This window comes from Cellulomonas sp. S1-8, from assembly GCF_026184235.1.
Taxonomy (GTDB): Bacteria; Actinomycetota; Actinomycetes; order Actinomycetales; family Cellulomonadaceae; genus Cellulomonas.
This window is the reverse complement of record NZ_CP110806.1, coordinates 4,137,123-4,152,231: the sequence shown is the minus strand read 5'-3', so window position 1 is coordinate 4,152,231 and position 15,109 is coordinate 4,137,123. Positions and strand designations below refer to the sequence as shown.

At 73.2% G+C, this 15,109-nt stretch carries 9 protein-coding genes; 1 reads left to right on the top strand and 8 read right to left on the bottom strand.

The genetic code is table 11. The annotated features are described in order from the left end of the window. Positions 1–3: 3 nt before the first annotated feature. Positions 4–2,565 (bottom strand): hypothetical protein, encoded by a 2,562-nt coding sequence (locus tag OKX07_RS18675; RefSeq protein ID WP_265629502.1) that lies wholly within the window; start codon positions 2,563–2,565, stop codon positions 4–6. Positions 2,566–2,594: 29 nt separating this feature from the next. Continuing rightward, on the bottom strand, positions 2,595–8,975 hold the full coding sequence (locus OKX07_RS18670) for a DUF3320 domain-containing protein (RefSeq protein ID WP_265629501.1): 6,381 nt from the start codon (positions 8,973–8,975) through the stop codon (positions 2,595–2,597). A gap of 250 nt (positions 8,976–9,225) precedes the next feature. Here OKX07_RS18670 and OKX07_RS18665 point away from each other — a divergent pair, with 250 nt between their 5' ends. Beyond that, a complete protein-coding gene (locus OKX07_RS18665) occupies positions 9,226–10,332 on the top strand; it encodes a Fic family protein (RefSeq protein WP_265629500.1) in 1,107 nt (368 codons plus the stop codon). Here OKX07_RS18665 and OKX07_RS18660 read toward each other — a convergent pair. The 6 genes from OKX07_RS18660 to OKX07_RS18635 form a co-directional block, all read right to left on the bottom strand. Continuing rightward, a complete protein-coding gene (locus OKX07_RS18660) occupies positions 10,256–11,497 on the bottom strand; it encodes a hypothetical protein (RefSeq protein ID WP_265629499.1) in 1,242 nt (413 codons plus the stop codon). The two genes, OKX07_RS18665 and OKX07_RS18660, sit on opposite strands and share 77 nt — an antisense overlap. A 136-nt stretch (positions 11,498–11,633) precedes the next feature. Next, entirely contained in the window at positions 11,634–12,242 is a 609-nt protein-coding gene (locus OKX07_RS18655) for a hypothetical protein (protein WP_265629498.1), read from the bottom strand. Next, positions 12,239–12,871: a hypothetical protein gene (locus tag OKX07_RS18650; RefSeq protein ID WP_265629497.1), complete on the bottom strand. Its 633-nt coding sequence runs from the start codon at positions 12,869–12,871 to the stop codon at positions 12,239–12,241. The genes OKX07_RS18655 and OKX07_RS18650 overlap by 4 nt, the downstream gene beginning before the upstream one ends. Continuing rightward, a complete protein-coding gene (locus tag OKX07_RS18645) occupies positions 12,868–13,458 on the bottom strand; it encodes a hypothetical protein (RefSeq protein WP_265629496.1) in 591 nt (196 codons plus the stop codon). The genes OKX07_RS18650 and OKX07_RS18645 overlap by 4 nt, the downstream gene beginning before the upstream one ends. A gap of 28 nt (positions 13,459–13,486) precedes the next feature. Then, the gene (locus tag OKX07_RS18640; protein WP_265629495.1) at positions 13,487–14,815 is read right to left on the bottom strand and encodes a hypothetical protein; all 1,329 of its coding nucleotides are present in this window, start codon (positions 14,813–14,815) and stop codon (positions 13,487–13,489) included. Then, the gene (locus OKX07_RS18635; protein WP_265629494.1) at positions 14,812–15,099 is read right to left on the bottom strand and encodes a hypothetical protein; all 288 of its coding nucleotides are present in this window, start codon (positions 15,097–15,099) and stop codon (positions 14,812–14,814) included. The genes OKX07_RS18640 and OKX07_RS18635 overlap by 4 nt, the downstream gene beginning before the upstream one ends. Positions 15,100–15,109 lie beyond the last annotated feature (10 nt).

Sequence of the window (15,109 nt, the reverse complement as noted above, 5' to 3'; positions counted from 1 at the left end):
GTCTCAGCCTCCGATGATCTGCGGGTGCAAGCGCCCGTCGATGAACTTGACCTGGAAGATCGTGGGGCGATAGCCGAGCGGGTATCCCCGCGACGATCCTCCCAGGCTCGCATTGACGCGCTGGAGCTGATCGTGCCACTCACGACCGACAGCCGTGCCCGTCCACGTCGTGTCCGGCACATGTCCGACTTGCCCTGCGTACGGAGTGCCCGAGGCAACTGCCCTGGCGCGCTCAGCCGCAGCCGCAGCGGACGCCTCAACGCGCAAAGCGCCCTGAGTGCTGACGCGGCCAGATGGGGAGAGCATCCCCTCGAGACGCGCAGCGTTGGCGCCGTCCACGTAACTCGTCAGCTGCGCTAGCTCGTCGGCGGTGAGGTCCGGTCGTGCCGCGAAGACGACCGGGCCATCCCCAGGCGTCGGGGTCGCGAGATCCTGATCAGCGAACTGGCGCAGTGTCGGCGCCTTGGCAGGAGTAGTGCCAGTGGCTCGCTCCAGGCTGCTGACGGCATCCGCCCTGTGACGAACCCACGCTCGAGCCGCGCTGGGGTCAGCCGCAAGACCCGCTGTATCTCCGACAGCGGCTCGCATTCCGAGCACCGCCTCGACGCTCACTTCCCCAGCCTCGGGGGCCTCACGCAGCAAGGCACGCTGCCACGCGAGCCACGCGGCGGGGTCGGCGACGACGTCGTCGGCGACGGTACGCACACCCCTGCCCAGGACCGCGCCGCCGAAGGCTCCGGGACCGAATGTCAGGACAAACCCGAGGGTGTCGAGGGCGAGCTGGGTGGGCGTGGCCGTCAGGAGGTAGTCGCGGGTGGCCTGGTCGGGGTCGCGGACGAACGTCGCGATGCCGGCGGACTTGTCCAGTCCCCAGGTCAGGACCCCGGAGATGCCCATGGCCAGGGCCAGGGACCCCCCGGACAGCGCGATCAGCGCGGCGATGCCCACGCCGATGGCGACCTGCATCCATAGGGGTTGGCCGTGCCACCAGTCATCGACGCGGCCCAGGATCCCCGCCAGCCAGAACCCGAGCTCGTAGACCCTCTCCATCCGGGACGCGGCGAGCGGTGCCAGGACCAGGCCGGCTGCGAGCAGCGCGAGCAGCGCCCCAGCAGCCAGGGTCCGGCGCCGCGACGGGTCCACGGGGTGGGCCATGGTCTCGTAGCCCAGCTCACGTGCCGCGCGCTGGGCTGCCAGCGCTGTGGCGCCCTGCTGTGCCGCCGCGCGTCGGGACTGGGCTGGTCCCTTGGCGAAGCCGGCCACGGCGGTGCGCAGGTCACGTGCGATCACCCACAGCGCGCCGGGGACCGCGAACCCGACCGCGTGCGCCCAGGCGCGCAGGGGATCGGGCCACGTGCGCGTCCACTGCCCGACCCGCGTGGCGCACGCATCGACCCACCCAGGGCGCGGCACGACGACCAGCGCCGCGGCAGGCAGCCGGGCCAGCCGGCCGGCGTCGACGACCAGCGCGAGGACCAGCAGCACCACCAGCAGCGCCGGTCGGTGGTTCCCGTGCCCGAACGCCGACCAGGTCGCACGCAGCAACCACGGCACGTGCGTCAGCTGGGGGTCCAGCCACCGCCCGGCCCGGTCACCGCCGTTGTAGGCCGCGTGGTCCGCGACCGCCACCAGCAACGCGATCACCGGCACGAGGACCGCACCGACCCGCACCCCCAGCGCCACGCGATCGTCGCGTCCTCGCACCGCGCGCACCGCTGCGATGCCCAGCCCGACCCACGCGGCCACGACCGCGGTCACGATCCCGTGCCCGGCGAACTCCTGGACCCGGTCGTTGACCGCGACCGGGACTGGCCACAGCCCGAACTGGTCGAAATCCTCGGGCAGACGCTGGGAGGAGAACCCGATGCCTGCCTTGCCGATCGCCAGGGCCAGACGCCGTAGGGACTCCTCGACCAGCAGGAACGCCGTCCCGCCGGCCAGCCCCAGCAGCAACCAGTCCACCACCGCGAATCGCGCGGCCCGCCGCGGGGCGAGCAGCGCCACCACTGCCAACGGCACCAGCTTGAGGGTCTCCTCGGTGATCGCGGCGATCATCACGGACGGACCGTCCTGCGAGACGTGCAGATCGAGGACCACCGTGGTCAACCACCTCGAGACCAGCCCGACCACGAAGGACCACACCACGCACGCCGTGAAGAAACGCAGGTACCCGGTCCACGTCAACGACTTCGTGCGCGCCAGGAAGTACCACGCGACCACGACCCACACGCACCCCAGCCACGCCCGCAGCCCGAACCGGACCTCCGGCACGAACACGAACAGCCCCAGCACCCACACCAGAGCGACCCACAGCCCGACCGCCCGGACCTTGACCCACCGCGCCGCCAGCACCGGACGCCCCGCCCACCACTGCGCGCGACGCTGCGCCCAGACCTGCCACCATTCACGCGGCGGCGCAGCACCCGCCGGGCGCTCCTCGACGACAGCAGACGTCACTACGGCCCCCTGCCGATCGGACAAAACGGACGCCCGCACCGTAGCCGCAATCGGATCCGGCCCGAGACCGGGCATCCACAGGCCACCCAGATGGACCAGCGGTTGCACGCAGGAGGGACCTCATGGCGCGCACGCGTTCACCCCCCGCTCACGTACATCCCCGCCCCCCGCACCTGCACTCGCCCCCACTCCACCGCGACCTCGAGCCCCGCATCCAGCCGCTTCCCGATCGCCTCGGTCACCCGCTTCCCACCGAACATCAGCAGCGCCCGGCGCTTGAGCTCGTCCGCCGACGCCCCACCGGTCTCCTCGGCGGCCACGCGCATGGCGTTCGCGATCTCCACGAGCGACACCTCCTCGACGGGCCGGCTCACCCCGGAAGCCGCACGCCGCACGTCGAGCCATGCCTGGGGCGAGACCCCCGCCGGCCAGTAGAAGTCGTCCCCGGCAGTCCGGTTCTCCACCGGCACGAGCCGCGTGATCGCCGCCTTCCGCTCCTCCCCGACGCGCCCCAGCCCGTACGCGCCCGCCACGATCTTCGTCAGGCGGTCGGGGTGGATCGGCCCCTCGACGGCGATGGCGTCGACGATCGCGGCGCGCACCTCCGCCGCGGTCCGGCCCGACGCGAGCCCGTCGAGCGTCGCGACCGTCCCCAGTCGACCCGGTGCCCACTCCACGTGGTCGCGCACCGCGGGATGGCGGCGAGGGCCGGGCGCCGGGGCGTCGAGGGCCGTGATGGGCGCGTCGTCGTCGACCACATCGTCGATCACCCCGTCCACGACGTCGCCCCAGGGCTCGGCGTCCGCCGTCCCGACCTGCAGGTCATCGACCTCGGGCGTCCCGAAGTCCGCGCCCTCCACCGCCGCCGCAGCCGCACGCACCACCTCCCGCGCCCTCTCCACCGCCCCCGCCAACCGCGCCAGCGTCTCCTCGCGCTGCTGCACCCACTCCGGCAGCCACACCCGCTCCACCCCGGGCCACCGCATGATCCCCTGCAGCACCTCCACCGGCAGCCCGTCCCGGTCGGCCACGGTCCGCCGCGCGTGCCACGTCGGCCCGTCGAGCAGGACGGCGACCAGCGGCTGGTCGGGGTCGTCGGCAGCAGCGATCGACACGTCGACGCGGAAGTCCGACAGCCCGACATCGGTCCGCACGGCGTACCCGGCGAGCCGCAGCTTGGCGGCCAGGTCGTCTCGGTGGTGGTCCACGATCCCGCGTCGTCGGCCGTCCGCCGCCGCGACCTCGACGCCGTGTGCCGCCATCTCCAGGTACGCGCGCAGGTGCTTGGTGCCGACCTGCGTCGACTCCTCCGCGCGCAGCGCCTCGGGCGCGAAGCTCGCGTACAGCACCACCTGCCGCCGGGCGCGCGTGACGGCGACGTTGAGCCGCCGCTCCCCACCGGGCTTCGACAGCGGCCCGAAGTTCAGCGGCACCACACCGCGGTCGTTCGCGCTGAACGCGACGGAGAACAGGATGCAGTCGCGCTCGTCGCCCTGGACGTTCTCGAGGTTCTTGACGAACAGGCCGTCGGCCTCGTCGAGCGCGGCGACGATCCGGTCGTCGCCGCTGTCGCGCAGCAGGTTGTCGATGAGGTCGCGCTGCTGGGCGTTGAACGTGATCACACCCAGCGACGGCGCGCGGCCCGGTGACGCCGCGAAGCGTGCCCGCACGTCCGCGACGATCGCGTCGGCCTCGACGGGGTTGGTCCGCAGCGCCTTGCCCTTGCCGGAGCGCTCGAACTTCCCGTCGACGCGGACCAGCGAGATCCCGTACCCGGCGGGGTGCTGCCGGGTGTCGCCGGGCAGAGGTGCGGGGAACGACGAGAGGCGGTCCTCGTAGTACAGCCGGTTGCTGAACGCGATGAGCGACTCGTCCTGGCTGCGGTAGTGCCACGACAGCCACTTGCTCGGCACCCGCGACTGGACGCACTCGGAGAGGATCGACTCCTCGTCGACCACGGTCTCGACCGTGACGTCCTCCTCGTCCTCGACGCTCGCGCTCGTCTCGGCGACCTGCGTGGGCGGCATCTGCTTGCTGTCGCCGACGACGACCACGGACGACGCCCGCCCCATCGCCCCGATCGCGTCGGCGACGCGGATCTGCGAGGCCTCGTCGAACACGACGACGTCGAACAGACCGGGCCGCGCGGGGAAGAACCGCGCGACCGACTCCGGGCTCATGAGCGTGCACGGCATGATCTCGGTGATCAGCTCGCCGTAGTGCTCCATGAGCGCGCGCACCGTCATGCCGCCGCGCTCGCGCTTGAGCTGCCGGACGAGCCCCCCGATCTGCCCGGCGCCGGAGGTGACATCGAACCGGCGCAGCGCCAGGACCTGGTCGGGGATCGCCTGCGGCAGCTCGGCCCGCACGGCGCGCGTCGCCTGCGTGAAGCGCTCGATCGTCCGGTTGTGGGCGGCGACGTCGAAGTCGCCGAGCGCGGTCGCCTCGGCGCGCTCGGCCAGCGACGTGCGGGCGGCGCCGCGGTCGAAGGCGAGGACGGCGTCGTCAGGGGCGACGCGGCCGTCGAGGATCTCGGTGCGGGCGGCGTCCATGCCGTGCCGGCGCAGCGGCTCGACGTGCCGGACCAGGTCCGCCCACCGCTCGAGGGTCGCGGCGGACTCCAGACGGCGGTCGGTGCGCGTGACCCACCAGACCGTGAGGAACCCGTCGTCCCCGGCCCACCGCTCGAGCGTCGAGCGGTCCACCGCCACCGCGGCGTCGAACGCCGACCAGGCGTCAGCCAGCTCAGCGATCACCGCGGCGGACGTCCCCTGCGGCGTCCCCGAGTAGTACGCGCGCAGGTCGTCGCGCAGCGCCGAGCCGTCGACGGCCAGCACCTCACCGAGCCACGTCAGCGTGTCGACGTTGTCGCGCATCCAGGCCGCAGCCGCTGGGTCGCCGGGGTTCCAGCCGTCGGCGGCGAAGGGGAGCGGGGTCTGCGTGACGAGCGCGCGCAGCTCCGTGACCTGGGCGTACGTCGTCGCCAGGTCCGCGGTCAGGTCCGACAGCTGCTTGAGCGGCACCTCCGACGGCGGCACGACGAGCGTGTCTGCGAACTGCGCGAGCACCGCCCGGCGCCGCTTCTTGCGCCCGAAGAACCCGGACGCGTCAGCCGCGAGCGCCGCCGCGTGGATGGCGGCCACGTCACGCTGCATGACGGCCGGCGCGACGACCTGCCGCCACGCGCCCGTCCCGCCCGCCAACGCGTCGGCCCCCGCGCGCACGCGCTGCAGGTACGGGCGCCAGGTCGAGTCGAGCACCGTGGCGATGCTCGTGAGCGGGTACCGGGGCGTGTCGGCGAGCCGGAGCCACGCCGTCGCGTCGTCCGCTGACCGCAGCCGACCGAGCCGAGGCAGCTCCAGGCCGCCGTCCAGCGCACCACCGATCGCGGCGTCCAGGCGCAGCGCCGCGGCGTGCACGGCGGCGACGTCGAACGGTGCGTCCGGCCGCACGTCGACGAACCGCCACGGGTGCCGCGGCCGGGGCCGCGCGAGATCGGCCACCTCGGGCAGGTCACGCAGCAGGCTGCGGACCTCGTCGAGCTGCTCCGGAGTGCCCGCGGCGACGAGCGCGGCGGGGACGTCCAGCGGCGTGATCGCCTGCTCGGACGCGAGCTCGAAGCTGCGCGCCGAGTACAGGGAGTGCCCGGCGGCGTTCTGCTCGTGCAGCCGCGCCGCGTACGTGGCGAGGCGTCGGCGGGCGGCGGCTGCGGTCTCGGAACCGGCCCGCAGCGCGTCGACGTCGGGCGTGGCGCGCAGCTCGAGCGCGGCGCGGAGCTGCGCCCGGACCGCCGCGGGCCGCGCGCCCTTGTCGTGCAGGTCGAGCGACAGGTGGCTCAGCCCCACGGCCTCGAGCCGCTTCTTGACGACGTCGAGCGCCGCGCGCTTCTCGGCGACGAACAGCACGCGACGCCCCTCGGCCAGCGCGCGCGCCAGCAGGTTCGTGATCGTCTGCGACTTGCCCGTCCCGGGCGGACCCTCGAGCACGAACGTCCGCCCCGCGACGGCGTCGGCGACAGCCTCGAGCTGCGAGCTGTCGGCCGGGACGGGGACGGCGGCGCCGAGCAGGTCGAGGTCGACGTCCTGCGGCGGGGGCGTGGGGTCGATGAAGGCGTCGAGCGGGGTGTGCACGAGGTGGTGCACCAGGGCGTTCTCGGTCAGCGTCTCCCAGTGCTGGTCCAGGTCCTTCCACAGCGGGAACTTGGCGAACTGCAGGATCGCCAGGTCGACCGTCTCCTCGACGCGGAACGGCAGGCCCGCCACGGCGATGGCCCGCCGGACCGCGTCGAACGCCGCCGGCAGGTCGATGCCCGACGAGTCCTCACCCGGCTCGGCCAGCCCCGGGATCTCGAGCCCGAACGAGACGCGCAGCTTCTCCAGCAGGCAGTAGTTGGGCGTCGACGCGCCCGCCTCGTCGAGCTTGATGCGGTACGTCTGGCCGCGGCTCGTCGTCGAGAGCTGCACCGGCACCAGCACGAGAGGCGAGCGCAGGTCGCGGTCGTTGAACCGCCAGCTGAGCATCCCGAACGCGAGGTACAGGTTGTTCGAGCCCGTCTCCTCCACGATCGTCTTCGCCTTGTACGTCAGGTACCGCAGCTTGCTCGTGTACGACGCCGACGTGATGTCGATGTACGCGGCGCGCTTGTCGGCCAGCAGGACCTCGCGGGTGTCCTCGGGGAGGTCCCGGCCGAACCGGATGCCGCGCGCCGCGTCGATCTCCGCGACGGCGTCCGACGAGACGAGCGTGATCGTCACGCCCGCGCTGATCTGGTCCTCCAGGCGCGCGAGCGCCTGCCCGGGCACCTCGAGGCGGAAGCCGGCCCGGTCCGTGTAGTGGATGAGCCTGTTGCGCAGGCTCAGGTCGAGCAGGGAGTTCTTCCACCGGCTGACGCGCGCGGGCACGTCCCGGCGGTCGTCGGCCGTGCCCTGCGACGGCGCACCGCGGTACGCCTCGATCGTCGGACCGGCGCCGGCGGCGTACTCGTGCACCACCACCTGCCCGTCCGCCCCGACCGAGCGGCTGGGCAGCGGGAAGATCCGGGCGAGGCGTGCCTGCCGGACGTCGGTCACGCCGACGGCCTGCGACAGGTCGCCCGCGAGCCGGTTCTTGCCCGCACGACGTGCCACGTCGAACGTCTTCGACTCGACGCCTCCGGCGAGGGCCGTCGTCTCGACGAGGCCGATGAGGCCCAGGTCGACGAGGTTGACGATGTCCGCCACGTCGGGCGTCGCGACCATGCCGAGGGTCGACTCCTGCCGCCAGTAGCCGACGAGGACGTGCCCTGCGAAGAGCCACAGCGTCGGGTTGATCCCGGCCTGCTCGAGCGCCGCCGCGTACGTCACGGTCGTGTCCAGGCAGGTGCCCAGGCGCCCCTCGAGCACCTCGGCGGGCGTCCGGACCTTCTGCCCGACGTCGCCCCACGACGCGGGCGGCTCCGCGTACCGGACGTCGCGCGCCCGGATCGCGTCGTAGATCGCCGCGGCCGTCGCGTCGACGCGCTCCGGGTCCTCCGACTGGTAGCCGTCGAGCGCGGAACGCCCCGTGGCAGCGCGCAGCAGGTCCGACGCCTCGACCATCAGGGGCGCGATCGCCGCGGCGTTCGGCTGCACGTGCGCGGCGAGCATCTCCAGCGCGAGGTGCGGGGGGCGCGCCATCCACTGGTTCGACGCGAGGATCTGCACGTCGACGGACCCGGTCGCGAGGACGGTGCCGGCCGCGTCGCGCAGCACCGTGCGGATCTGCCCCGGCTGCTGCTCGTCGACCGCGAGCATGCGCGCGGGGTCGAGGACGAGGTCGACGGAGCGCAGCATCGTGGGCTGCCCCGCGGCGAGGTCGAGGAGGTGCACCTTGGGCCCGCCGAGCGACCCCGTCGCGCACACGACGTCGACCTCGAGCGACGCCCCGCGCGCCTCGGCCGCGACGCCGGTCACCGTGATCTCGTCGATGACGCCGATGCGGCTGTGCGCCATCGCGTAGCTGAGGACGGGCAGGGCCGTGATCTGGATCGTCGTGCCGCCGGAGGGAGCCGCGGGTCCGTCGTCGTCGGCGGTGTCGAGGGGAGTCGTCGTCGCCGCGGCGTCCGGGGGCGGGAGCAGGCCGGACTTGAGCGCACCGACGGCGTCGGCCTGGTCCGCGCCGATCTCCCGGAGCAGGAGCTCCGCGGAGTCCAGCGCGCGGAAGGCGGTGGCGGCGGTGAACGGCTCGTGGTGCGCCCACCGGTTGCGGACGTCACGCAGCTCGCTCGCGTACGCCTGGCCCTGCCGCGAGAGCGTGCGGCTGAACGGGTAGCCCAGCTCACCGAGCCGCTCCGTCATCGCCCGCAGCAGCAGGGCGAGGTCCCGCTCGTGGTACTCCCGGTCACGACGGCCCGCGATGGCGTCCTTGCGACGCAGGAGCTCGGTCCAGCTCGCGCCCTCGGGGAGCAGGACGGTCAGACCCGCCGTGACGTACGGGGCGAGGCCCTCCACGAGCAGCGTCAGCGCCTCGCCCACGTCGCTGTGGTGATCCCGGTCGGTCACAGGCGTCCTCTCGGTGTGTCGGGGCGCATCCGCATCCCGACACCTGGGGTGTCGGCACGCATCGGTCCGTCCTGGAGCGGGACCACCGAGGCCATCCGCACTGTAGCGAGGGGGTCCGACGTCAGCCGTCAGCCGTGTGGGTCACCCGACGACCGTTTGCTCTGCTTCGATTCAATCGAGCTGAACGTTGCAAACTCTCGGTTGCAGTGCTTTCGTTCAAGAGACCCGAACGTAGTAACCAAGGAGGCCGATGGTTGCTCGCCGCGGTGGGCCCGGCCGGATGAGCCGCGAGGCCGTGTACCGCTCGCTCGACGAGGCGATCTCCGAGGTCCGCGATCGCCTCGGTGGTCTGCCCTCTCCTGCGGACGCCCGCGCGATCTGGGACGAGCTGTGGGTCCACGACGCCCACAACTCCACCGCCATCGAGGGCAACACGCTGGTGCTGCGGGAGGTGGAGCTGCTCCTCCACGAAGGCCGCGCCGTGGGGGACCGCCGGCTCGCCGAGTACATGGAGGTCAAGGGCTACGCCGATGCCGCGCGGTGGGTCTACGGACAGGCGGTCGCGCCGGATCGGCTCGGTGACGGCGAGCTGGTGACGTTGACCGAGGTGCGCCACGTCCACCGCATGGCGTTGACGCCCGTCTGGGACGTCGCACCGCACCCCGACGCCGGACCGGACGAGGGACCGGGCAGCTTCCGGCGCCACGACACCCACGCGTTCCCCGGCGGGATGACACCGCCGTCCCACGCCCTGGTCGAACCGCGTCTGCGCGACTGGCTCGACAGCGTCGAGGCGGTGCGAGAGTCCGCGTCGCACCCGATGGAGGCGATCGCCGCGGCTCACGTCGGCTTCGAGCAGGTCCACCCGTTCATCGACGGGAACGGCCGGACGGGACGACTGCTGATGAACCTCGTCCTGTGCCGCTTGGGATACGCGCCGGCGATCATCCAGAAGCGCGAGCGCGACCGGTACCTGCGGGCGTTGCGCCAGGCGGACGCCGGCAACCACGGGCCTCTCGCCGAGCAGATCGCCCGCGCCGTGCTCGACAACATCCTGCGCTTCGTCGTCCCCGCCCTTGCCGGCCCGGAGCGCCTGGTGCCCCTCGCGTCGCTCGCGACGCCCCAGCTCAGCCACGTGGCCCTGCGTAACGCTGCGCAGCGAGGGCGCCTCAAGGCGCAACGGACCGAGAGCGGGCAGTGGCGCAGCAGTCGCGCGTGGGTGGAGGAGTACGTCGCGTCGAAGTACAGGTCGGCGGACCGCTCACGAGCCCCCGCGCAGCTCACGCAGGGGCCAGCTGCGCGAACAACGCCTCCGCGTCGGCCCGCAGCCCTGCCACCCGCGTCTCCTCCGCCGTGATCTCCTCGCCGCTGACGCGCAGCGCCTCGGCGCGTGCGGCGAGCGCCGCCTCGTCGCGGGCGAGCAGCGCGCGGGCGGAGGCGATGAGCTCGGACGCGGGAGCCTCGGGCAGCGGGGTGCCGTCGAGCCACGTCCACGCGAGCAGCGAGCGCGCGCGCTCGGACGCGGGCAGTGCGGCGAGCCGGGCCTCCTCCTGCTCGATGGTGCTGCGGTACTGCGCGAGCCGTGTGGTGTCAGCGTCGAGCTGGGCGGTGGCGACCTGCTGGTCGAAGAGCCGCTGGCTCAGGGCCTCCTGCGCGGTGTTGACGTCGGACGTCAGCGTGTCGATCTGCTGCTGGAAGGCGGTGTGCACGCCGACCAGCGCCTCCCGGTCGGTGACGAACCGCGCGTACTGCGCCTCCAGCGCCGGGTCCAGACCGCCGGGCGCCCACACCTGGGTGCCGACGTACGAGAACAGCTCGGTCGCGCGGTTGCCCGCGTGGATGCCGACGGACCCGTCGAGCTGCGCGTGCAGGTCGTCGGCGGGGTCGATGCCGGCCACGACGCCCTCGAGCGCCGCCGTCACCGTGGTGCGCTCGGTGGGGCTGAGCTCGTTCCACGCGGCGTGCAGCAGCTCGTGCGCGGCGGTCTCGACGACGAACCCCCGCAGGCGCGCGTCGGCGGGCTGGTAGATGACGATGCGTCCGCCGACCTGCAGGCCGCCGGCGGTGCTGTGGTAGCAGCCCACCGCGCCGCCCGTCGGAGCGGCGGCGTCGTCGCCCTCCCGGGCGCACCGCCCGGCGAACTCCTCGGCGCCCAGCAGCTCCGGCCGCGACGAGTAGAGCAGGTCGCGACCCTCGTCGGTGAGGAACATCTCGTCGGCCAGCGCGGCGACCTCGGGCGTCGGCTCCGGGACGCGGCCGACGACGATCCCGTCGAGCCACGGCGCGTCGGCCTCCTGCAGCATGCCCGGCAGCACGGCGGTGGCCAACCACCACCCCAGACCGGCGACCACCGCGACGACGCCGAGCCGCACCCACAGGCTGCGGCGGCGCGGTGCGGGAACGGGTTCGACGACGACAGGCGAGGCCCACCCGTTCGACGACGGCACCTGCCCGGCGGCCTCGTCGACGACCCACCGCGGGACGCGCCCGGAGGGCGCGCGAGGGAGCTCGTCGCTGGACATGGTCACAGGGTTACAGATCGGCAGGTCCGGCGCGTGTGTTGAGGTCGACGGTGGGACGTCGGTGCGGCGCACAGCTGTTCCGGGCCCCCGCGACGTCGGTCGCCCGGGGGCGATGCGACGCCCGCCGGGTGCCGCGTCATGCGCTCCCCGGCTGCGTCGGCGTCGCGTGCTCGGCGGCCTCCCGGGCGCTCTGCAGCTCCGCGACCAGCGCCTCGACCTGCGCGGCGCTCGCGGGCAGCATGCCCCCGTCGGGTCGACGCGTGGGCACGAGGACGATCCGCACCGTCTCGCGGGTGACGATCTCGACGGCCGGGTTGCCCGTCGACGCCGCGTACCCGGTGGTGCGGGTGATCGTCCACACCTGGTCCCACGGCAGCGTCGCGACGACGGCCTGGCCGCGCCACAGCTCGACGTCCGACGCGGACCACGCGAACGTCAGTCGAGTCCCGCTGCGGACCTTCCCGGCCGATGCCCCGAGCTGCGTGAGCGCCGTGCCGAGGGTCGTGTCGGACCACACCGCCTGGGTCCGCCAACCGGGTCGCGCGCCCACCGCCACCTTGCGCACGCCGTCGTCGCGCCGGGACCACCACCACACCCCGGCGGTGATGACCGCGACGAGTACGAGCGTGGCAAGCACCGCCGGCCACCACGGCTCGTCGGACGTGAGGCTCTTGCGCCACGCGAGCCCCGCCAGGATCAGCACACCCACGACGCGCAGGGCTCGGCTGGTCGACTGCTGGTTCACAGGTCCTCCTCGGGGATGCCGGCGCGAGGGTCGCGCCCGGCGGGTACGAGCACGCGGACCGACGACACGACGGTGTCGAACAGGCCGAGCAGCTCGTCGCGCACGTCGACGAGCGGGCTGGAGAAGACGAGGTACACGAGCTGCGCGCCGGGGGTCGGCTCGACCCAGTAGTCCGCGACGAGCGCGGGGAGCTCGCGGTCGCCCGTCAGGCCCAGGGCCGCGCCCGTCGGGCGGACGCGGCGCAGGACCGTGCCCGCCGGACCTTCGCCGAGGTCGAGGGTGTGACCTGGTTCGTCGCTCGCCAGGACGCTCGTCATCGCGACGCGCCCGCGCGCATCGAGGCTGCCGGGCACCCGGTACACGGTCAGCGACGCGGGCACGGGCGGGGCACCACCGGACCCGACCGCCAGCGCCATCAGCACGCCGCCGGCGCGCGCGGCCCGCTCGGTGCTGCGGAGCAGCTCCTGCCGCATGGCGACACGCAGCGGGACGAGGTCGGGTGCGGCGCCGAGCTGGCGTCGGACCAGCTCCTCGACAGCACCCACCCGCGCCTCGTCGTCCTCGAGGTCGAGCACCGCCCAGTCGTCGGGCAGGAGGACGGCGACGGTCCCGTCGACGGGCACGCTCATGCCGGCTCCAGGGTGACCTCGACGGAGTTGGCGATGTCGGTCGTCATGTCGGCGATCTGGTCGAAGTGGGCGATGGACGATGACCCGACCTGGCACAGCACCATGCGGCCGGTGTCCGGCGGGAGGATGACCCAGGTCCACTCGCGGTACAGGCGGCGGGTGAGGCGGGGTGCCTTGTCGACGATCCGGAGGATTGCTTCACCTGCCGTCACGCGGGACGGCAAGGCCGCCACATCGAGCAGTTTGGTCCAGGTGGGCACGGTGACCTCGCTGCGAGCGGACTCGAGCAGAGCCTCGATGTCGGGGCGCCCGGTCAGGGGTGGCGCGGCAACTCCGAGAGCGGCCGTGGCAAGCGGTCTGCGGATGCCTTCTCCCGGTACCCACAGTGCAGCGAACGTCGTACCGGGAAGATCCTCGGAGGCGATCGACTCGAACTCGCCCACTGCAGCCAGGACCGCCGCCGCGATGCGAGGTTCCTCGCGGAGTCCGTCCACATCGACGCCGGCGCTCGCGGCGTCTCCGTGAACCCAGCCGACCCACTCGGTGGGCAGACCCCAGCGCAACGCGGCCACGCGTCGGTCATTCACCTGACGTCTCCTCTCGAGTGGGCCCGCCTCACAGCTCGAGCCGCTCTGCAGCCGGCCGCGGTGGGCCGGTGACGTGGCTCACGACCTCCTTGGTCACGGAGGTCATGGCCATGACCCCGTCCCCGGCGTACAACACCGCTGCTCCGGTCTCGAGGGCGGTGCCCCGGATCGTGGGGCCGAGAAGCGTGAAGAATGCGCGAGGGTGGAAGGGGAACGCGTCCCAGAGCTGTGCCCGTAGGACCTGGTTCAGCCCCACCAGACGACCGTGTCCTGCGAGGGCGAGCGCCCGATCTGTCCCTCGCAGCGCCATGACGTCGTTCCAGGCGCCGCCCGTCATCCGAGGTCCTGCACTGGCCCAGAGCAGCTCCGCCGATCTCTCACCGGTGGAGGCGTTCTGCGGACGCGAGAAGATCCGTCCCAGTCGGCTGAGGAGAGAGCGGTAGGTCTGCCGACCTGCCTGCACCAAGGCCGCGCGCGCCCTCACGTCGAACCCCCTGACCATCTTGGCAAGGACGCGGCTCGCACTGAACGACACGATCCCGATGAGTCCGACGACGACGTTGAACCAGTCCTCCCCGTCGCCCCGTCGCAGAGCGAGCGCGAAGTCCGCGACCAGCGCTGCTGCCCCCGCGACGACAGCCACCACCATGAAGATCTGCCCAAGGAACGGCACCCAGCCGAGGACCAGCGACAGCAGCCCGGCGGCCGTCGCGATCCGCCCCGCCCACGTCGAGACCACCCCCGCGACGTCGGCTCCCCAGTCCTCCCACCAGGTGTCGTGCAGCGAGTCCTCGGTCCCGGTGTCGATGTCGGTCATCGCCACGTCAGCGGCCGCGTCCCGCCGCGCGATCGCCTCCTCGAGGGCAGCGCGGGCGCGGGTGAGGGTGCTGTCGGCGTCGGAGCGGTCGGCACGTGCAGCGATGAGCGCGCGTCGCTGCGTCGTGCTGTCCTCGCCCAGGTCGGCCGCGTCGTCGAGGAGGATCGTCCAGCGGCGGACGGCGTCGTCGGCGATGTCGAGGGACTGCTGCGCCGACTGAGCGGTGCGCAGTGCGTCCAGCGAGTCGGACTGGGCGCCGTCGAGCTCGTCGGCGTACGCGACCAACGCCGACCCGACGGCGTCGTACCGGGCATAGGCCTTCTTGATGTGGTCGGCGACGGCGTGCGTCCGGTCGCGGATCGACTCGACAGCCTGGGACACCGCGTCCTGTGCGTCGACCAGCGCGCGCAGCACCCGTTCGGCGTCGGCGATGGCGGTCGCGACCTCCTTGTAGTGCCGACCGCCCGCGCGGACGACGATCGGCTCGCCAGGGACAGGGTCGCTCGTCGCGAGCGGGTACCAGGAGTACGGGCGGCTCACGCGTCGCCCCGCAGCGCGGCGGCGAACTCGGTGTCGAGCCGCTCGAAGTTCTCGCCGATGCCGGTGCACGCGTCCGCGAGGCGGGCGATCTCCTCCAGCATCTCGGCACGTCGCCCGTCCCACCCCTGCGCGAAGTCCCGGACCTTGGCCGCGAGGCCGTCGTGCCCGACGGCGTCGGCGACGACGTCGCTCCGCGTCGTCGCGTGGTCGAGCTCCCGCGCGACGAGGCGCAGGTCCGCGCCCGCCGAGATCAGCGCGTCGGTGTCCAGCCGCAGGTGCCCCATGGCGGGCAAC

Excerpts from the sequence above, each read along its gene's own strand:
- OKX07_RS18665 (WP_265629500.1), top strand. The coding sequence starts at position 9,226 with ATGGTTGCTCGCCGCGGTGGGCCCGGCCGGATGAGCCGCGAGGCCGTG.
- OKX07_RS18635 (WP_265629494.1), bottom strand. The coding sequence starts at position 15,099 with ATGGGGCACCTGCGGCTGGACACCGACGCGCTGATCTCGGCGGGCGCG.
- OKX07_RS18650 (WP_265629497.1), bottom strand. The coding sequence starts at position 12,871 with ATGAGCGTGCCCGTCGACGGGACCGTCGCCGTCCTCCTGCCCGACGAC.
- OKX07_RS18660 (WP_265629499.1), bottom strand. The coding sequence starts at position 11,497 with ATGTCCAGCGACGAGCTCCCTCGCGCGCCCTCCGGGCGCGTCCCGCGG.